The 17,259-nt window shown below is 68.6% G+C and carries 19 protein-coding genes; 12 read left to right on the top strand and 7 right to left on the bottom strand.

Annotated elements, in window-relative coordinates; genetic code table 11:
• Window positions 1–42 precede the first annotated feature (42 nt).
• Window positions 43–1,707 (bottom strand): DUF885 domain-containing protein, encoded by a 1,665-nt coding sequence (locus tag QM582_RS14590; protein WP_415085586.1) that lies wholly within the window; start codon window positions 1,705–1,707, stop codon window positions 43–45.
• A 63-nt stretch (window positions 1,708–1,770) separates the two neighbouring features.
• On the opposite strand from QM582_RS14590, the gene QM582_RS14585 reads away from it, so the two are divergent.
• From QM582_RS14585 to QM582_RS14565, 5 genes are read left to right on the top strand one after another with little or no spacing between them, the layout of a single operon-like run.
• Window positions 1,771–3,876 (top strand): acyltransferase family protein, encoded by a 2,106-nt coding sequence (locus tag QM582_RS14585; RefSeq protein WP_415085584.1) that lies wholly within the window; start codon window positions 1,771–1,773, stop codon window positions 3,874–3,876.
• Between the two features lie 2 nt (window positions 3,877–3,878).
• Window positions 3,879–4,592 carry a glycerophosphodiester phosphodiesterase family protein gene (locus tag QM582_RS14580; protein WP_415085582.1) on the top strand — a complete coding sequence of 238 codons (714 nt, stop codon included), beginning with the start codon at window positions 3,879–3,881 and terminating at the stop codon, window positions 4,590–4,592.
• A 34-nt stretch (window positions 4,593–4,626) separates the two neighbouring features.
• Window positions 4,627–5,535: a 1,4-dihydroxy-2-naphthoyl-CoA synthase gene (locus QM582_RS14575; RefSeq protein ID WP_415085580.1), complete on the top strand. Its 909-nt coding sequence runs from the start codon at window positions 4,627–4,629 to the stop codon at window positions 5,533–5,535.
• A 36-nt stretch (window positions 5,536–5,571) separates the two neighbouring features.
• Window positions 5,572–5,802 carry a FitA-like ribbon-helix-helix domain-containing protein gene (locus QM582_RS14570; RefSeq protein WP_415085579.1) on the top strand — a complete coding sequence of 77 codons (231 nt, stop codon included), beginning with the start codon at window positions 5,572–5,574 and terminating at the stop codon, window positions 5,800–5,802.
• Complete coding sequence (locus tag QM582_RS14565; RefSeq protein WP_415085577.1) at window positions 5,783–6,244, top strand: type II toxin-antitoxin system VapC family toxin; 462 nt, start codon at window positions 5,783–5,785, stop codon at window positions 6,242–6,244. Before QM582_RS14570 ends, QM582_RS14565 begins: the two co-directional genes overlap by 20 nt.
• A gap of 7 nt (window positions 6,245–6,251) precedes the next feature.
• Here the strand turns inward: QM582_RS14565 and QM582_RS14560 are convergent, their stop codons facing one another.
• Window positions 6,252–7,208 carry a LacI family DNA-binding transcriptional regulator gene (locus QM582_RS14560; protein ID WP_415085575.1) on the bottom strand — a complete coding sequence of 319 codons (957 nt, stop codon included), beginning with the start codon at window positions 7,206–7,208 and terminating at the stop codon, window positions 6,252–6,254.
• A gap of 209 nt (window positions 7,209–7,417) precedes the next feature.
• Between QM582_RS14560 and QM582_RS14555 the strand changes: the two genes are divergently transcribed.
• The 5 genes from QM582_RS14555 (at window position 7,418) to QM582_RS14535 (ending at window position 12,406) form a co-directional block, all read left to right on the top strand.
• Window positions 7,418–8,236, top strand: a complete 819-nt coding sequence (locus tag QM582_RS14555; protein ID WP_415085573.1) for an ABC transporter permease — start codon at window positions 7,418–7,420, stop codon at window positions 8,234–8,236.
• On the top strand, window positions 8,233–9,030 hold the full coding sequence (locus QM582_RS14550; protein WP_415085571.1) for an ABC transporter permease: 798 nt from the start codon (window positions 8,233–8,235) through the stop codon (window positions 9,028–9,030). The genes QM582_RS14555 and QM582_RS14550 overlap by 4 nt, the downstream gene beginning before the upstream one ends.
• On the top strand, window positions 9,027–10,034 hold the full coding sequence (locus tag QM582_RS14545; RefSeq protein WP_415085569.1) for an ABC transporter ATP-binding protein: 1,008 nt from the start codon (window positions 9,027–9,029) through the stop codon (window positions 10,032–10,034). The genes QM582_RS14550 and QM582_RS14545 overlap by 4 nt, the downstream gene beginning before the upstream one ends.
• Before the next feature lie 47 nt (window positions 10,035–10,081).
• On the top strand, window positions 10,082–11,158 hold the full coding sequence (locus QM582_RS14540) for an extracellular solute-binding protein (RefSeq protein WP_415085567.1): 1,077 nt from the start codon (window positions 10,082–10,084) through the stop codon (window positions 11,156–11,158).
• A 141-nt stretch (window positions 11,159–11,299) separates the two neighbouring features.
• Window positions 11,300–12,406, top strand: coding sequence for an adenosine deaminase family protein (locus QM582_RS14535; RefSeq protein WP_415085565.1), 1,107 nt, complete (start codon window positions 11,300–11,302; stop codon window positions 12,404–12,406).
• 212 nt (window positions 12,407–12,618) lie between these two features.
• Here QM582_RS14535 and QM582_RS14530 read toward each other — a convergent pair whose 3' ends face one another.
• From QM582_RS14530 to QM582_RS14510, 5 genes are all read right to left on the bottom strand, one after another.
• On the bottom strand, window positions 12,619–13,275 hold the full coding sequence (locus QM582_RS14530; protein ID WP_415085563.1) for a GNAT family N-acetyltransferase: 657 nt from the start codon (window positions 13,273–13,275) through the stop codon (window positions 12,619–12,621).
• A gap of 9 nt (window positions 13,276–13,284) precedes the next feature.
• Entirely contained in the window at window positions 13,285–13,836 is a 552-nt protein-coding gene (locus QM582_RS14525) for a hypothetical protein (RefSeq protein ID WP_415085561.1), read from the bottom strand.
• Between the two features lie 205 nt (window positions 13,837–14,041).
• Window positions 14,042–14,440, bottom strand: coding sequence for a hypothetical protein (locus QM582_RS14520; RefSeq protein WP_415085559.1), 399 nt, complete (start codon window positions 14,438–14,440; stop codon window positions 14,042–14,044).
• 151 nt (window positions 14,441–14,591) lie between these two features.
• Entirely contained in the window at window positions 14,592–15,362 is a 771-nt protein-coding gene (locus QM582_RS14515; RefSeq protein ID WP_415085557.1) for a hypothetical protein, read from the bottom strand.
• A gap of 147 nt (window positions 15,363–15,509) precedes the next feature.
• A complete protein-coding gene (locus tag QM582_RS14510) occupies window positions 15,510–15,995 on the bottom strand; it encodes a YqhA family protein (RefSeq protein ID WP_415085555.1) in 486 nt (161 codons plus the stop codon).
• A gap of 59 nt (window positions 15,996–16,054) precedes the next feature.
• Between QM582_RS14510 and QM582_RS14505 the strand changes: the two genes are divergently transcribed.
• Together QM582_RS14505 and QM582_RS14500 are read left to right on the top strand one after the other, a co-directional pair.
• Entirely contained in the window at window positions 16,055–16,612 is a 558-nt protein-coding gene (locus tag QM582_RS14505; protein WP_415085553.1) for a pyridoxamine 5'-phosphate oxidase family protein, read from the top strand.
• The gene (locus QM582_RS14500; protein ID WP_415085551.1) at window positions 16,596–17,144 is read left to right on the top strand and encodes a YbaK/EbsC family protein; all 549 of its coding nucleotides are present in this window, start codon (window positions 16,596–16,598) and stop codon (window positions 17,142–17,144) included. Before QM582_RS14505 ends, QM582_RS14500 begins: the two co-directional genes overlap by 17 nt.
• The last annotated feature ends 115 nt before the right edge of the window (window positions 17,145–17,259 follow it).

The raw sequence follows: 17,259 nt of genomic DNA, 5'->3' as shown, positions 1-17,259 counted from the left end.
GGGGCCGGTGCGCGGCGCGCGGAGGTGCGGTGCCGGGGGAACTCAGCCGGCCAGCACGGCGTCCCGCAGCACGCTCAGCGGGAGCGAGCCGAGGTTCAGCGCCTTGGTGTGGAAGTCCTTGAGCGAGAAGGCGTCGCCGGCTTGTTGCTGGGCCTCGGCCCGCAGCTGCTCCCAGAGCCGCTGCCCGATCTTGTACGACGGCGCCTGACCCGGCCAGCCCAGGTAGCGGTTCAGTTCGAAGCGCAGGAACTGGGGGTCCATGTTCACGTTGGCGCGCAGCAGATCCCAGGCCTTCTCGGCGTCCCAGGTGCCGCCGCCCCACTGCTTGGGTGCCGGCTTGCCGAGATGGACGCCGATGTCGAGCACCACCCGGGTGGCCCGCATCCGTTGCCCGTCCAGCAGCCCCAGCTTGTCGCCCAGGTCGTCCATGTAGCCGAACTCTTCCATCAGCCGCTCGGCGTACAGGGCCCAGCCCTCGCCGTGGCCGGAGACCCAGCAGACCAGTCGGCGCCACAGGTTGAGCTGGTCGCGGTTGTGCACCGCCTGACCGATCTGCAGGTGATGACCGGGGACGCCCTCGTGGTAGACGGTGGTCTTCTCCCGCCAGGTGTTGAACTCCTCCACGCCAGGCGGCACCGACCACCACATCCGTCCGGCCCGGGAGAAGTCGTCGGAGGGTCCGGTGTAGTAGATGCCGCCGTTCTGCGTCGGCGCGATCATGCACTCGATCCGCTGCACCTCGCGGGGGATGTCGAAGTGCACCCCGTTGAGCTGCTGGATCGCTTCGTCGGCGGTGGCCTGCATCCAGGCCTGCAGCGCCGCCGTGCCGGCCAGCGTGCGCGCCGGATCGCGGTCCAGCCTCGCGACCGCGTCATCGATGCCGGCGCCCGCGCCGGCGATCGCCTCGACCACCGCGTCCTGCTCGGCGGAGACCCGGGCCAGCTCGTCCAGGCCCCACTCGTAGGTCTCGTCCAGGTCGACCTCCGCGCCCAGGAACACCCGCGACCAGAGCTGGTAGCGCTCCCGCCCGGCGGCGTCGGCCGCCGGCGCCTGCGGCTCCAGCTCGCGCAGGAACTGCTCCAGCGTCCCGTACGCCTCCGCGGCGGCGGCGCCGGTCCGCTCCAGCTCGCCGCTCAGCGACGCGGGCTGCTCGGCCTCGCGGTGGAAGGTGGCGAAGAACGAGGTGGCCGGGTCGGCCAGCTCGGCGGCCTGCTTGATGCCCTCCTGCACCTGCAGCAGCGGCGCCACGTCCCCACGCCGGACGCCTTCGCGCAGGCAGGCCAGATAGCCGTCGACGGCCTGCGGGATGCCGGCCAGCCGGGAGGCGATGTTGGACCAGTGTTCGTCGGTGTCGGTGGGCATCACGTCGAACACGTCGCGGAAGTTCTGCAGCGGCGAGGCGATGTTGTTCAGGTCGCGGAAGTGCTCCCCGGCCGCATGCAATTCACGCTCCAGCCCGAGCCGCTCCCGCATCGCCGCCACGGTGACCCGGTCGATCTCGTCGTGCGGGGTCACCGCGTCCAGGGCGGCCAGCGTGTCGCGGGCCAGGGCGTCGCGGGCATCGTGGAAGTCGGGCCCGGCCTCGCTCATCCGGTGGTCGTAGCCGGCGAGCCCGATCGCGGTGGCGAACACCGGGTCGAGGTCGGCGACGGCGAGGGTGTAGGCGTCGGCGAGGGCGTCCACGTCGCTGGGTTCACGAGTACTCACTCGTGCGACCCTACTCCCGGGGTTCGGACGCCCACAGCCGCCGCGTCTACACTGCTCCGTTTGATGACGAAACTCGCCTCACGTGCACCGTTGCGGCAGGACATCCAGGGGCTGCGATTCGTCGCCGTGCTGCTGGTCGTCGTCTATCACGTGTGGCTCGACCGGGTGTCCGGCGGCGTGGACATCTTCCTCGTCCTGTCCGCGTACTTCCTGACGTCGTCGTTCGCCCGCAAGCTGGACGACGGGCGTCCGCTCGGCCTGGTCGGGTACTGGACGCGCACCTTCGCCCGGATCGTGCCACTGGCGACGCTGACCATCCTGGCGGTGGTGGTGACCGCGCAGTGGCTGATGCCGATCGCGGTCTGGCCCGACGTGCAGCAGCAGGCCATCGCCAGCGCGCTGTACGTGCAGAACTGGTGGCTGGCCGCCAACGACGTCAACTACTACGGCGGGTCGCCGATTCCGCTGCAACATTTCTGGTCGTTGTCGATTCAGGGGACGATCTTCCTGACCTGGCCGTTGGTGATCGGTGCCGTCGCGTTGCTCGTCCGGCGCTGGCCGCGGCTGTCCGCCCGCCGGCTGCTGGCCGGCGCGTTCGGTGCCATCTTCGTCGCCTCGCTGGCCTGGTCGGTGTGGATCACCGCCACCGATCAGGCGTTCGCCTACTTCGACACCCGGGCCCGGCTGTGGGAGTTCGCCTTCGGCTCGCTGCTGGCCCTGGTCGCCAGCCGTCGCGGCAGCATCGGCGTCCCCGGGGCGCGGTGGCGCACCGTGCTGGGCTGGGCCGGGCTGGCGACGATCCTGCTGGTCGGCGTGGTGGTCAACGTCCGGGACGCCTTCCCGGGCTGGATCGCGCTGCTGCCGCTGGCCGCGGCGGCCTCGATCGTGCTGGTCGGCGACGACCCCGGACCGTGGAGCGTCGGACGGCTGCTCGGCCACCGCTGGATCGCCGGGCTGGGCAACGCGTCCTACGCGCTGTACCTGGTGCACTGGCCGATCCTGATCGGTTACGTGGTCTCCATCGAGAGTGACCAGCCCGACCTGCTCGCCGGCGGGGTGATCATCGTCGTCTCGCTCGGGCTGGCGATCCTGCTGCACCGCTTCGTCGAACTGCCGCTGCGGAACCGGACGTCGCACTGGCGGCCCTGGCGCGACGCCCTGCTGGTGGCGTTGTGCATCGCCCTGGTGCTGGGCGGGGTGGCCGGCTGGCGGCAGCTGATCAGCGCGCAGGCCGAACAGGCCCGGCTGGAGCAGCAGGCCCAGGTCGAGCAGGAACGGCAGCGGGTGCTGGCCGAGCATCCCGGGGCCCGGGTGCTGGACGCCGCCTTCAAGTCCCAGGCGCAGCCCACCGAGCCGCCGATCCCGACGATCGCCGACATCCCCTACCAGTGGGCGCTGGCCGGGCCGGCCTGCCCGGCCGGCTGGAAGCTGCCCGGCAAGGCGCAGCAGCAGTGCCAGGTGCTGACCGATCCCAGCCTGGACGACGCCGGCGCGGGCGGCGCGACGTCGGCGTCCCAGCTGCCGCTGCAGGTCGATCCGGGGGTGACCCGGGTGCTGCTGGTCGGCAACTCCCACGTCCAGCACTGGTCCACCGCGATCCGCGAGATCGGACGCCAGCGCGGCTGGCAGGTGCTGCTGATCTATGAGCAGAACTGCTATCTGGCGCCGTCCGGTGACCCGATCAACGAGGTGGAGAAGTGCGCGACCTTCTGGCCGGACGTCTTCGACGCGATCGAGCCGCTCGATCCGGGCCTGGTGATCACCGTCGGCACGAAATCCGAGGACGACGGTGAGACCGTGCTGAAGGCGGGCATGGACCTGCTCGCCGAACACGTGAAGCCCGGACGGACGGTGATCGCGATGCGCGACACCCCCCGCTTCGAGGTCGGACTGACCCAGTGCGACGCCGCCCGGGTCGAGGGTGATCCACCCTGTGAGTCGGGGCATCCGATCCTTGAGACGCCCAATCCACTGATTCCGCTGGTCAAACGGGTGAAGGGGTTGAACACCCTGGACATGTCGGAGTTGGCTTGCCCCGAGCGGCTCTGCGTGCCCACGATCGGGAATGTGAGAGTGTGGATGGACCAGCATCACCTGACCAGGGACTATGTCGAGACCACGACCGACCTGGTTCGAACGAGGTTGATGCAGGCGATCGAAAGGGCGTGACAATGGAGATCTGGGCGCATCGAGGAGCCAGCGCACGGCAACCGGAGAACACGATCGCCGCCTTCGCCGCCGCAATGGACGCCGGCGCCGACGGCGTCGAACTCGACGTGCAGTTGACCTCCGACGGGGTGCCGGTGGTGATCCACGACGAGAAGGTGGATCGCACCCACGACGGCACCGGCTGGGTCTCCAGCTTCAGCTGCGCCCAGCTGCAGAAGCTGCGTTCCCTGGTCAAGCCCAAGGGCGATCCGGCGATCACCCGGATCCCGACGCTGGCCGAGGTGCTCGACCTGATCGCCCCCGGCCGGCAACAGATCAACATCGAGCTGAAGAACAGCGTCAAACCGTACAAGGGCCTGGAGACGAAGGTGCTGGCGCTGATCGGCGAGCGCAAGCTCGCCGACCGGGTGGTGCTGTCGTCGTTCAACCACTACTCGCTGCAGCGGCTCCGGGAGCGCGGCTGGACCGGCGAACTTGCCGCGGTGCACGACGGCATGCTGCGCGAGCCCTGGCGGTACTTCCGGGAACTGGACGTGCAGGCCGTCCACCCGCCCCGGCACGTGCTGATGGTGCCGGGATTCGTCACCCGGGCGCATCGGGCCGGCTTCAAGGTGCGGGTCTGGACGGTGAACAAGTCGGCGCAACGTCAGCGCTGTGCCCGGCTCGGGGTGGACGGCATCTTCACCGATGTGGTGAAGCCGGGGCCCAACTGGTAGCGACGGCAGGGACGTACCTGAGAGCCTGAACGGCATGAGCAGCCCGTGGCGACCGGAACTCTGGGACGAGGTTCCCGGCTTCGACTTCACCGACATCACCTACCACCGGGCGAAGGCGGTGCCCGCCGTCCGGATCGCCTTCGACCGCCCCGAGGTGCGCAACGCGTTCCGCCCGCAGACCGTGGACGAGCTGTACACCGCGCTGGACCACGCCCGGCAGTCCGCGGACGTCGGCTGTGTGCTGCTGACCGGCAACGGCCCCTCGGCCAAGGACGGCGGCTGGGCGTTCTGCTCCGGCGGCGACCAGCGGATCCGGGGCCGCTCCGGCTACCAGTACGCCGAGGGTGAGACGTCCGACACCGTGGACGCCCGGCGGGTCCAGGCCGAGGGTGGCCGGCTGCACATCCTCGAGGTGCAGCGGCTGATCCGGTTCATGCCGAAAGTGGTGATCGCCCTGGTCAACGGCTGGGCGGCCGGCGGTGGGCATTCGCTGCACGTGGTCTGCGACCTCACCCTGGCCTCGGCCGAGCACGCCCGGTTCAAGCAGACCGACGCCGACGTCGGGTCCTTCGACGCCGGTTTCGGGTCGGCCTACCTGGCCCGCCAGGTGGGCCAGAAGATCGCCCGGGAGATCTTCTTCCTGGGCCAGACCTACGACGCCCAGCGCGGCTACGAGATGGGGACGGTGAACAAGGTCGTGCCGCACGCCGACCTGGAGGACGAGGGGCTGGCCTGGGCCGAGCTGGTCTGTGGCAAGTCGCCGACCGCGCAGCGGATGCTGAAGTTCGCCTTCAACGCGATCGACGACGGCCTGATCGGCCAGCAGGTGTTCGCCGGCGAGACCACCCGGCTGGCCTATATGACCGACGAGGCGGTGGAGGGCCGGGACTCCTTCCTGGAGAAGCGGCGTCCGGACTGGTCGCGGTTCCCGTACTACTTCTGAAGCGGGGACTGCTAGCAGCGGTGGTAGCATCAAGGCATGCCCGCGCTCCACGTCCGTGACGTCTCTGAGGAGACGGTTGCCGCGTTGCGGCGACGGGCCGCGCGGCGGGGTCACTCCATGCAGCAGGAACTGCGGGAGGCGCTCGACAAGGCCGCTGCCGAGCCGGCGCCCGGAAGGCGTCCGAGGCCCTTGAACCTTCGAACCGTGGACACCGGTCGCACCGAGGCGTTCGATCGCGCCGACTTCTATGGCGACGACGAGCGCTGATCCGGCGGCGCTGGTACTGGTCGACACCAACGTCCTGCTCGCCGCGACGGACCGGGCCCGAGCGGCCCATCCGGCCGCCCTGCGATTCCTCAACGAAGACGGCCGGCGCCTGGCGCTGACCCCTCAGATCGTGCGCGAGTACCTTGCGGTGGCGACGCGCTCGGTCGAGGCCAACGGCCTCGGCCTGTCGTCCGCGGACGCCCTGAGCAACCTCACCCAGTTCATCGACGACCTGCAGATCCTCGCTGAGGACGCCGCCACCACGGCGAGGTTGATGGAGCTGATCGGCCGCGGCCTGGCCTCGGGCAAGCAGGTACACGACGCGAACCTCGTCGCCGTGGCGATCGCTCACAACGCCGACGTGATCGTCACCGACAACACCCGGCACTTCGCCCGGTTCTCGGACCTGATCGCGGTGGAGAGCCTGGCCGATCCGACGTGAATCTCGGTCAGTGCGGCAGGGTGACCTTCACCGGTAGCCGGAGCGTGCTCGCCGGTGCCGGCGACTGCCCGTCCAGTTCCTCCGACAGCAGCTCCATGGCGGCCGCGCCGAGCGCGCTGCCGTCCACGTCGATGGCGGGCGTCCACTCGTCCTGGACAGCAGCGTTGACCAGGCTCTCGGTGGTGACCAGCAGGTCCTGCGGCGCGTTGACCCCGCGGGCCCGCAGTGCGAAGACCAGACCCAGCCCGATCTGGGTGGCGTAGGGGATCGCGACGCTGGCTCCGCAGGCCAGCACCTCGGCGGCGGTCTGGGCGCCGGCCGCGAAGGTGGGCGGCAGCGGGCCGAAGACGGTGAGCTCGGCCCGTCCGGAGGTCCGCTCCGCGATCGCCCGGCTGCGCTGGGCGTCCTGCCAGGAGCCCTGCGGCCCGCCCAGGTAGGCGATCGAGCGGTGGCCGGCCGCGACCAGATGGCCGGCCAGCTCGCCGAAGGCGCCGGCGGCGTCCGCGACCACCGACCGGACGCCGGCGATCTCGCGGTCGACCAGCACCGAGGGACGGATCCGGCAGGCCTCCCGGACCCGCTCGTCCGGGCCGGTCGGCGCGGCCACGATCACGCCGTCGACCTGCCGGGCCAGCCGCTCCAGGTCGCGCAGCTGGGCGTCGGTCTGCAGCGGGTTGGCCGCGATGGTCAGCTGGCGTTGCTGCGCCTCGGCGCGCTGCTGGGCGCCGACGATGATCGGGGTGAAGAAGTGGTTGTCGAGGGTGGGGACGACGATCGCGACGATGCCGGTGCGGCCCTTGGCCAGTCCGCTGGCCGCCCGGTTCATCACGAAATTCAGCTCGCGGGCGGCCGCGCGGACCCGTTCGGCGGTCGCCGGCGCCACCAGTTCCGGACGACTGAGCGCGCGGGAGGCGGTCGAGGTGGAGACGCCGACGTGGGCGGCGACGTCCGACAGCGTGGCCACGGCCCTCCTTCAGTCGTGTCCGCGGGAACTCCCGCACGGTCGAGCTTGTTGCCTTCGACCGGTGTTGCCGGCCAACCCGGGCAGTTGTTACCCGTTTGTAACACGGGGAGGTACTTTGCGTGCGGTCGGGCCGGATAGCTTTCCTGCAAACGTTTGTGCAAGCGATTGCAGGCCCGCCGTGTGCTCGGCGACGACCCCGAAGGAGCGTGATGAGAACCCGTGCCGGCCTGCTTCTCGTACCCGGCCTGATCGTGCTCGTGGTCGGCCTGATCGTCCCGGCGATCAGCATGCTGTTCTTCCCGCGCCGCTCCGGCCCGGCCGAGGTGCTGGCCGCGTTCGGCGGCTTCTTCACCGACCCGTTCATGCTCAGCATCCTGTGGCGGACGGTGTGGATCGGCCTGGTGGTCACCGGGCTGTGCGTCGCCATCGGCTTCCCGATCGCCTACATGCTGGCCCGCAGCGGCTCCCGCTGGGTGGGCATGTGGCTGGCGCTGGCGATCTTCCCGCTGCTGCTCAGCAACGTGGTGCGGACCTTCGGCTGGCTGGTGGTGCTCGGCTCGCAGGGGGTCCTGGGCCGGCTGCTGATGGCGCTGCACCTGGTCGAGAAGCCGCCGCAGCTGCTGGCCAGCGAGTTCGCCATCGTGCTCGGCCTGATCCAGCTCTTCCTGCCGCTGGCGATCATCTCCAGCTATTCCGCGATCGCGCAGGTGGACGCCACCCTCGACGAGGCCGCCCGCAGCCTGGGCGCCGGACCGATCCGCACCTTCTGGAGCGTGGTCGTGCCGCTCTCGCTGCCCGGTGTGATCGTCGCCGCGACCCTGGTCTTCGCCGGTGCGGTGACGGCTTACACCACCCCGTTCCTACTGGGCGGGTCGAGCGACAAGATGCTCTCCACCCAGCTCTTCTACTACACCGACACCAATGTCGACTGGACGATGGCCGGAGCCGTCGCGCTGGTCATGACGATCCTGGTCTTCGCCGTCGCGTCGCTGTCCAGCGCGGCCGGCCGGTTGGGGAGGACGCAGTGAAGAACCGTCACCCGTTCGCCCTGGTCCTGGCCGTGATCGGCTACACGATCATGATCGTGCCGATCTTCTTCGTGATCGCGATCTCGTTCAACGCCGGCGACACCCTCACCTTCCCGCCGGACGCCGTCTCGCTGCGCTGGTTCGGTGCCGCACTGGCCCACGAGCGATTCACCAACGCCCTGGTGACCAGCCTGATCGTGGCGATCGTCGCCACCTTCTTCGGCCTGCTCCTGGGGGTTCCTGCGGCGCTGGCGCTGGCGCGCAGCAGTTTCCGCGGCAAGTCCGCGATCCAGAACGTGTTCTTCTCCCCGCTGATCATTCCCGAACTGGTGCTGGGCGCCGCGCTCTACCAGCAGCTGGCCATCCCGCTGCGGCTGCAGAACTACCTGCCGGTGCTGATCCTGGGCCACACCATCCTGATGCTGCCCTACGCCGTCCGGGTCACCGGGGCGTCGCTGGCCAATATGGACGGCCAGGCGGAGGAGGCCGCCCGGATGCTCGGGGCGTCCCCGGTGCGGGCCTTCTTCGACGTCACCCTGCCGATGCTGCGGCCCGGCATCTTCTCCGCGGCGCTGCTGTCGTTCATCACCTCGTTCAACAACGTGCCGCTGTCGCTGCTGCTCACCAAGGGCAGCACCACGCTGCCGATCGAGATGCTCGACTACGTCTCCCAGGGCATCGACCCGATGATCGCCGCGATGTCCACCCTCGTCCTGGCCGGCACCGTGGTGATCGCCTTCATCGCCGAGCGGACCGTCGGCTTCGCCCAGATCTTCGGAGGGATCAACAAATGACCGTCCCAGCGGCTCAGTTCGTGCACGTCACCCAGACCTTCGGCGACGTGGTCGCCGTCGACGACATCAGCCTCGACATCGAGCAGGGCAAGCTGACCACGCTGCTCGGACCGAGCGGCTGCGGCAAGACCACCTCGCTGCGGATGCTGGCCGGTTTCAGCAGGCCCACCGCGGGGCAGATCTTCATCGAGGGCGAGGAATGCACCCGGCTGCCACCGGAGAAGCGCGGCCTCGGCATGGTCTTCCAGCAGTACGCGCTGTTCCCGCACATGACGGTGCGCGACAACGTCGGCTACGGCCTCAAGCTGCGCAAGGTTCCGGCGTCCGAACTCCGGCAACGGGTGGACGAGGCGCTGGAGCTGGTCGGGCTGACCTCGCAGGCCGACAAGCGACCGCGGCAGATGTCCGGCGGTCAGCAGCAGCGGGTCGCGCTGGCCCGGGCGATCGCGATCCGGCCCCGGCTGCTGCTGCTCGACGAGCCGCTGTCGGCGCTGGACGCCCGGCTGCGGGTCGAGATGCGCGCCGAGCTGCGCCGCATCCAGGCCGAGACCGGGCTGTGCGTCGTGCTGGTCACCCACGACCAGGACGAGGCGCTGGAGCTGTCCGACCAGATGGTGGTGATGCGGGCCGGGAAGATCGAGCAGGCCGGCACGCCGCAGCAGGTGTTCAGCGCTCCGACCAGCCGATTCGTCGCGGAATTCCTCGGCTACGAGAACTTCCTCACCCTCGCCGACGGGCAGCGCGCCGCCGTCCGTCCGGAACGGCTTGCGCTCGGCTCGCCCGGCGACGCCACGTCCGCGGGGGTGCTGCGGCTGGACGGCCTGGTCACCGACGTCGCCTACCGCGGCGTCGATCTGCTGGTCACCAGCGAGGTCACCGACCCGGCCGGCCAGCGCGTCCGGCTGGTCGCCGACATCCGCGGCGCCGGCGCGGACGCCTACGCCCCCGGACAGCCGGTGGCGCTCGCCGTCGCGCCCGACCACCTGATTCTGCTCGCCGCCTGAACGTCGAGCCCCAGTCACGCACGACTCCGTAACCCGAAAGGACAGAGATGGCTCGCTCGAAGCCCATGCTCATGATCGCCGCCACGCTGGCCGCCGCAGCGCTGGCCTTCACCGGCTGCAGCAGCGCCGCTCCCGGCGGTGACTCCTCGCAGGCCGCCAAGACCCTCAAGGTGAGCACCTTCAGCTTCGGCGTCGAGGGCTTCACCGAAGCGGTGGTGAAGCCGTTCGAGGCCAAGACCGGCATCAAGGTCGAGGTGGTCACCGGCAAGAACGCCGAGCGGCTCAACGAACTGAAGGCGACCGAGAACAGCGCCGGCGTGGACGTGATGCTGATCACCGACAACTTCGCCGCCCAGGGCCAGACCGACAAGCTGTTCGACAAGATCGACAACAGCTTGCTGGCGTCGCTGGCCGACGTGGCCGACTTCGCCAAGGGTGACGACCTGAACGGCCCGGCCACCACCTACCAGCTGAACGGCATCGTCTACGACACCCGCAAGGTGTCGGCCAAGCAGGCCAAGTCATGGGACCTGTTCGGCGAGTCCGCGGTGGCCGGCAAGCTCGCCCTGCCCGACATCAGCGCGACCTCCGGTCAGCTCACCGTCTCGGGCCTGGGCACCACCTACGGCAGCGGCCCGTTCGACTACGACACGGCGCTGGGCAAGCTGGCCAAGTGGAAGCCCGGCGTGCTGAAGTTCTACGCCTCCACCACCGAGGTGTCGAACCTGATGACCCAGGGTGAGATCGTCGCGGCGGCCTCGATCAGCGGCTTCGCCGCCGACCTGATCGGCAAGGACTCCAATTTCGCCTTCGCGGTTCCGGAGAAGGGCGCCTACCTGGCCACCAACCGGGCGATGATCCCGGTCGGCGCCAAGAACGTCGACGGCGCCTACCAGTTCATCGACTACCTGCTCAGCGCCGACGCCCAGACCGCCGCGCTCAAGGGCTACAACGACCTGCCGGTGAACACCAAGGTCGCCGTCCCCGATTCGTTCGCGAAGATGCTCGGCGGCGCGGTGCCCGATCCGACCAAGGCCGGCTACGCCACCATCGACGCGGTCAAGGCGGCGTCCGAGTTCAGCACCCTGGCGGACCGCTTCGCCCGCGAGGTCACCGGCAGCTGATCGCATCCACCCCCGATGCGGGGCCGCACCGGAGCCAACCGGCGCGGCCCCGCCCCTGTTCGCCCGAGCGGTCCGCGTCCGGATCTCGGCATTCGACGGACGAGCACCCCAACGATCAGCACTTCCTGGAGAGGAGCGTCCATGACCCTCGACGCCGGCATCGTCGCCAGGCTGCCCAAGGTCGACCTGCACTGCCATCTGATCGGCACCGTGCGGGCGTCCACCTTCGCCGAGCTCGCCCGCCGCGAGGGGCTGACGCTGCCCGACAGCCCGGAACGGGTCTATGCCGACTGCAACTCGCTGCCGCCCGACCCGGCGTTGTACCGGGACACCCGGATCCCGGTGCCGCAAGGGCGTTCGGCCGACGAGCCCGAGGTCTCCTATTCGCTGTTCCAGCTCTCCGGCTGGGTCACCGAGGCGTTGCGGGACACCGATGACCTGACCCGGATCGTCTACGAGGCGTTCTGCGACGCCCACACCCAGAGCGCGACCCGGCACCTGGAGGTGTCCATCGACGAGCCGCGCGGACGGCTGGCCCGGCTCGGCTACCCGACGCTGGTCGAGGCCTACGCCGAGGGCATCCGGCTCGCCGAGCGGGATTTCGGGATGTCCGGACGGCTGATCGCCGCGATCGACCGCAGCCGCAGCGGCGAGCAGGCGCTGGCCTGGGTGCGCACCGTGGTGGACCATCCGCACGAGTACCTGGCCGGGATCGGGCTGGACAACCTGGAGACCGTCGGACCGCCGGAGCGGTTCGCGGACGCCTACCGGCTGGCCGGGGAGGCCGGGCTGGGCCGGACCGCGCACTCCTCGGAGCACGTCCCGGGGGCGGCGAACACCATCACCTGCCTCGACCTGCTCGGCTGCGACCGGATCGACCACGGCTACTTCGTGCTGCAGGACGACGCGGTGGTCGAACGGCTGCGGGACGAGCAGACCCCGATGACGGTGATCTCGACCACCTCACGGCGCTCCTGGCGGCCCTGGCGGCGGGCGTCCATCGCCGCGATGCTGGACGCCGGACTCAACGTCATCGCGGCGTCCGACGACCCCGGGATGTTCCCCACCACCCTGGCCGCCGAATACGGCATCCTCGCCGGCGACCTGGGCGTGCCCTACCCGCGGCTGCGCCAGATGGCCCTCGCCGGGGTGGACGCCTGCTGGCTTCCCGCGTCCGAGAAGTCGGAGCTGCGAGCCCGGTTCGAGCGCGAGCTCGCGGTGCTGGACGCCGAGGTGGCCGCGGGCTGAAGCGTCTCGTGGGACGTTGGGGACGGTTCCTTTCGTCCCACTGGGGTGGGTTCGTCGGGTGTGGCGATCTCGACATCGTCAGCCGGTGGAGGTCTAGCCGACCGATTTCGCGTCACGACCCGAAATCGAGCCGGTTTCCGGCCATCGGGGGGCGATCTCGACATCGCCGCTGGCGGGTGGGTCGTGCGCCGGGCTGCCGGGTGTCGCGGGGACTACTCCAACCCGATCAGTCGGCGGACGGGCTCCACGCCGGTCACGCTGAGCCCCGGTCCGCGGACCAGGGCGTCCGGGGTCAGCAGGTATTCGTTCGAGGTCACCCAGGTGTCGTCGCGGGCCTTGCGACCCACGCCGTTGGGACGGTAACCGACCTTGCGGCTGACCTGATTGGACGCCGGATTGTCGGCGAACGCCGACGAGGTGATCTCGTCGAAGCCGAGATGATCGAACAGGAAGGCGCAGAACGTCTGGCGCATCAAGGTGCCGATGCCGCGGCCCTGAAAACGACGACCCAACCACGAGCCGGTCTCACCGGTCCGGGTGGCCAGGAAGTCCCGCGTCATCACGCCTTGGCTGCCGACCAACTCGCCCTCGTAGCGGACGGCCAGATCGAGGTCCCAGGCTGCCGGCGCGAACCGGGACCGGACGCCCCAATGGTGCTGCAGGTATTGCAGCTGGAATCGCTCCGGCGGGGTCCGCGTCCAGGGCGCTGCGAACGGCATCTCGTCCTCGCCGTGGATGCCGCCGACGGCCAGATTCGCAAGCGCGATCAACGTGTCGTCGTCCATGCCGGACAGCTCGATCGGGCCGGCAACGATCCGCAGCCCGAGCACGGGATACGCCTCGGCGAGGGTTCGGTGTTCGGCGGTCATAGCCGCACACTAGAGGTTCCGCGGCTGATGGGCGATCGGGGTATTCCCGAGCCGCAGGTGTTCAGGTGCGAGCGACAGTGACCGCACGCAGGATTTCTCGGTCGTGTTTGACGTAGCCGAGGCAGAACACGGTCTGGAGCCCCATTGGGAGTCGATGTTGTCGCCCTGCGGCAGCCTGCTGCGGGTGATGAGTTCCCCCATGACGTCGATCCGGTCTCCGTGGAAGATCCTTGTGCCGTCGGCGAGCCGGATGTTCGACTGACTCTCGCCGGTCGATTCGTAGGCGGCGCCCGGCGGCCAGACCATCCATATCGGAGTGCCGTTCACGCTCAGGAAGACGCAGCCATTGTCCCTGGCCTCCACCGTGCCCGAGTAGGCGGAGGTCGGCCCGGCCGGATCGAATCCGTCCGATGACACGCTCACCTGCCCGACTCCGAAGGAGCAGCCGCTGGTCACCGCAACCATGAGCGTCCCGGCAACCAGTCGGTTCATGCTGCCCCGCCAGCCGGGACCGATTCCCCGCTGTCGTAGGACAGGCCGGTGGGCCACGTCAGCGGTCATAGCCGCACCCTAGACCTGATCGACTCCGACCCGACAGACAACGACACCCACGTCGCGGGCGGGCGTCGGCACTGGCATCGGATCAACTCTCCCGCGACTACTGTGAGGACGCGCAGATCAATGCGGCGTTTCGTTGGCTGAACTTGTCGAAATCCGCTGACGGCGGGGTCTCGACAAGCTCAACCAACGGTTGATCAGCACTTCCCTAACTGGTTGTGCGCCCGTACAGGAACTGCCCGGTTTCAGGGTCGACCAAAGCGGCGACTTCCGTCTGGTAGTAAGGGGTGTCCAGTTTGATGCCGATCGGTGCCGATACCGGAACCTTGATATCTGTGTAGATCATCAGCCAGACGGGTCGATGTACGATGTCGCCGGTGTATACATCTTGAGTTCCGGGTTCGAGTGAATCGGGGTCGCGGGTGATTCCATGCCCGGGGACGGTGACAGTCGCTTGCATCGCGGCCGTGGGAGTCCTTGAACTCAGAAACGGAATCCCTCGCGCTGCCGAGCGTGCTGCGGTGGCCAGCTGCTCCTCCCCAAGTGGATTCATGGATTCGACGACGATGCCGGCTTCCTTGAGTGCGGCAGCGTCTTTCTCGGACAAGGCCCTAGTGCTTGAGGCAGTCTGCTGAGGGGCCGGCTGTTCCGCGCGCGCGGTGATTGCCGAGTAGGCGAATCCGCCAACGCCTGCGGCCGTGACAGTCAGGGAAACGGCCAGCGCAAGTGCGTTCCGTCGCATCATATTAAGGCACCAATCATGAGAGCGGGCTAGTCCACACGCGGAAGCCGAAGCCGCCACCGCTAGGCGAGAAGGTCGACGCGTGGTACCTCGTGCCGGGCGTAATCCCGATGTTGAGGGAACTCTTGGAAGTGAAACTCCAGGTTGAGTTTATGTCGGCCTTCTTGATGTTGTCGACAGAAGTAGGATCGGATGTGGTGCCAGGTACGTCGCTCTGCTTGTGAAATGTTTCGGCTGCGTACTCAACGCGCCAACCAGACGACCAGTCGCCGAATGGATCGAAGGTGCTTACGTCGATATTCTTGGTGTCGGCCTTCATGTAGATGTGGCCGTTGCTGTTCGAGCGATATACCTTGTATTCCCACGAGCCCGTCGGGTTCTTCCCGTCAAAAACCGTAACCCATGGGACTGCCGAGCCGCATGTGAGGCTGGCCTTGCACTTCTTGGTCCATTGTGCAAAAGTGCCAATTCCGGCGCCCGAACTCCACGCACTGCTGGAACCGGCCTGATAGTAGCCAACTTGCGCCCAGTTGTATGCGTTGCCGTCTCCCGGGTGGATTGCAGATTCGGCGTCGATCATGACCCATGCCATGCTGACCGAAGCGCTAGTGTCGTCAGCTCCGCACAAGTCGGGGTTGTTGTACTCGATTCGAGCGAGGGCGCCGTAGTTGAACGTGGAGGGTGTGCTGACGTAGCCGTCGTGATAATTTCCGGACGCGCCACAAGGGTTTTGGGCCGCGTGCGACGTGGGTGCGGAAAGGAACTGGGATGTCAGCGCGATCGCCATCGCAATGGCAGGAGTTAATATAGTACGCATACGGCCACCCTTCTGGACCAACTTTGGCCTTTTCTCCTGGTTCGCAGACAGTAGCACCATGTTCTACGGGAAGGCAAGACTCTGAGGGTGCTCCAAGAGGATAAATGGCCTTGAGCGTCAGTGCTTGGCGCGCAGGAACAGCGAGAGCGCCCCGGTCACCGCGGCAATGCCGCCGCCGAGATAGAGCAGGTTGATCGGAGATTCACCGTGCAAGGCGCGTCCGAGGAAGAAGACTCCCAACACCACCACGACCACGCCGATCAGCTGGCTCTTCAGGTCGTCGAGGGAGTGGAAGACCAACCATTCGGGTAGTCCGGGCAAGTCGCCGATGAACAACTCGTAGAGGCCGATGGCGATGATGAACAGCACCACGGCAAGCAGGAACACGTCAGCGATCTCGACGAACGCGATCACGAAGGCCTGCGTTTCGGCATGTGCGTCGAAAGCGCTGGCGATGGTCTGGTACACCTCGATCGCCCCGACCACGGTCAGCGTCACCGCACCGAGCAGCATGCCCAGTGCCGGCACCAGGACGACGAACCTGGTCAGCGAGAAACCCTCGCGCTGACGCTTCGGTCGAGTCGACTGCGGGGTGTCGGGCATGGCGGCCTCCGGGGTCTGGGATGCTCCGACGCTACCGGTTGCCGGGCACAGAATGGAGCATGGCTCAGCGCTACGACCACATCACCGATCGCATCCAGCGGTTCATCGAGGCGCAGCACATGTTCTTCGTGGCGACCGCCGCCCGCACCGGGCGGGTCAACGTGTCGCCGAAGGGCCTCGACACGCTGCGGATCCTGGAGCCGAACCGGGTCGCCTGGCTCAACCTGACCGGCTCGGGCAACGAGACCGCGGCGCACATCCTCGACGTGCCGCGGATGACGCTGATGTTCTGCGCGTTCGAGGGCAACCCGTGGATCGTCCGGCTGTTCGGGACGGCGTCCATGGTGCAGCCCGGCGAGGACGGCTGGGACGAGGTGGCCGGCCTGTTTCCGCCGCAGCGCGGTTCGCGGCAGGTGTATCTGCTCGACATCGACCTGGTGCTCACCTCATGCGGCTTCGGCGTCCCGCTGTACAGCTACGACGGGCAGCGCGACCTGATGGACGCGTGGGCGACCAAGAAGGGCGACGACGGACTGCTCGCCTACCAGCGGGAGTTCAACGCCGCATCGCTGGACGGGCTGCCCACCGGCCTGGTGCAGGATGGACGCCATGTCTGACGTCTTCGGCACCCTCGACGCGGTGCCCGCCGCCTCCCGTCCGGATCTGCTGGCCGAGCCCGTCCGGGCCGCGATGGGGCTGATCCCGGACGCCCTGGTCGCCGCCATCGACCCGGCCTACGCCGACACCGAGAATCTCTGCTCCCACTACGGGGTTCCGATGGACGCCTCGGCGAACGCGGTGATCGTGCGCGGCACCCGGGCCGGCGTCGACTCGCACGCCTGCTGCATGACGCTGGCGCACCGCCGGGTCGACGTGAACAACGTCGTCCGGCGCCGGCTGAACGCCCGCAAGGCGTCCTTCGCGCCGATGGACTTCGCGGTCGAGGCCACCGGCATGGAGTACGGCGGGATCAACCCGGTCGGGCTGCCGGACGGCTGGCCGATCTGGGTGGACGGTGCGGTCGCCGACCGCGACTGGGTCTGCATCGGCTCGGGCGTGCGGCACTCCAAGCTGTTCGTTCCGGTGTCCGGCCTGCTCGGCCTGCCCGGTGCCGAGCGGGTGGACGACCTGGCCCGCGACATCGGCTGAAGGCACAGGTTGTCCCGATCTTCTCGCCGACCCCAACCCGCTCCCCACTAGGCCCTCCCTAATCAGTTCTGCCCTCCCGTCGACGGGAGGGCAGAACTGATTAGGGAGGGCCTAG

The sequence above is a fragment of the Micropruina sp. genome (assembly GCF_047607385.1).
GTDB lineage: Bacteria > Actinomycetota > Actinomycetes > Propionibacteriales > Propionibacteriaceae > Micropruina.
Note: the sequence above shows the minus strand (reverse complement) of the source record. Positions and strands in the feature narration are given on the sequence as shown.

Bases quoted from the DNA above. Each gene is read 5' to 3' on its own strand.
- QM582_RS14585 (WP_415085584.1), top strand. From the start codon at position 1,771: ATGACGAAACTCGCCTCACGTGCACCGTTGCGGCAGGACATCCAGGGG.
- QM582_RS14580 (WP_415085582.1), top strand. From the start codon at position 3,879: ATGGAGATCTGGGCGCATCGAGGAGCCAGCGCACGGCAACCGGAGAAC.
- QM582_RS14575 (WP_415085580.1), top strand. From the start codon at position 4,627: ATGAGCAGCCCGTGGCGACCGGAACTCTGGGACGAGGTTCCCGGCTTC.
- QM582_RS14570 (WP_415085579.1), top strand. From the start codon at position 5,572: ATGCCCGCGCTCCACGTCCGTGACGTCTCTGAGGAGACGGTTGCCGCG.
- QM582_RS14565 (WP_415085577.1), top strand. From the start codon at position 5,783: ATGGCGACGACGAGCGCTGATCCGGCGGCGCTGGTACTGGTCGACACC.
- QM582_RS14555 (WP_415085573.1), top strand. From the start codon at position 7,418: ATGAGAACCCGTGCCGGCCTGCTTCTCGTACCCGGCCTGATCGTGCTC.
- QM582_RS14545 (WP_415085569.1), top strand. From the start codon at position 9,027: ATGACCGTCCCAGCGGCTCAGTTCGTGCACGTCACCCAGACCTTCGGC.
- QM582_RS14540 (WP_415085567.1), top strand. From the start codon at position 10,082: ATGGCTCGCTCGAAGCCCATGCTCATGATCGCCGCCACGCTGGCCGCC.
- QM582_RS14535 (WP_415085565.1), top strand. From the start codon at position 11,300: ATGACCCTCGACGCCGGCATCGTCGCCAGGCTGCCCAAGGTCGACCTG.
- QM582_RS14530 (WP_415085563.1), bottom strand. From the start codon at position 13,275: ATGACCGCCGAACACCGAACCCTCGCCGAGGCGTATCCCGTGCTCGGG.
- QM582_RS14525 (WP_415085561.1), bottom strand. From the start codon at position 13,836: ATGACCGCTGACGTGGCCCACCGGCCTGTCCTACGACAGCGGGGAATC.
- QM582_RS14515 (WP_415085557.1), bottom strand. From the start codon at position 15,362: ATGGCGATCGCGCTGACATCCCAGTTCCTTTCCGCACCCACGTCGCAC.
- QM582_RS14510 (WP_415085555.1), bottom strand. From the start codon at position 15,995: ATGCCCGACACCCCGCAGTCGACTCGACCGAAGCGTCAGCGCGAGGGT.
- QM582_RS14505 (WP_415085553.1), top strand. From the start codon at position 16,055: ATGGCTCAGCGCTACGACCACATCACCGATCGCATCCAGCGGTTCATC.
- QM582_RS14500 (WP_415085551.1), top strand. From the start codon at position 16,596: ATGGACGCCATGTCTGACGTCTTCGGCACCCTCGACGCGGTGCCCGCC.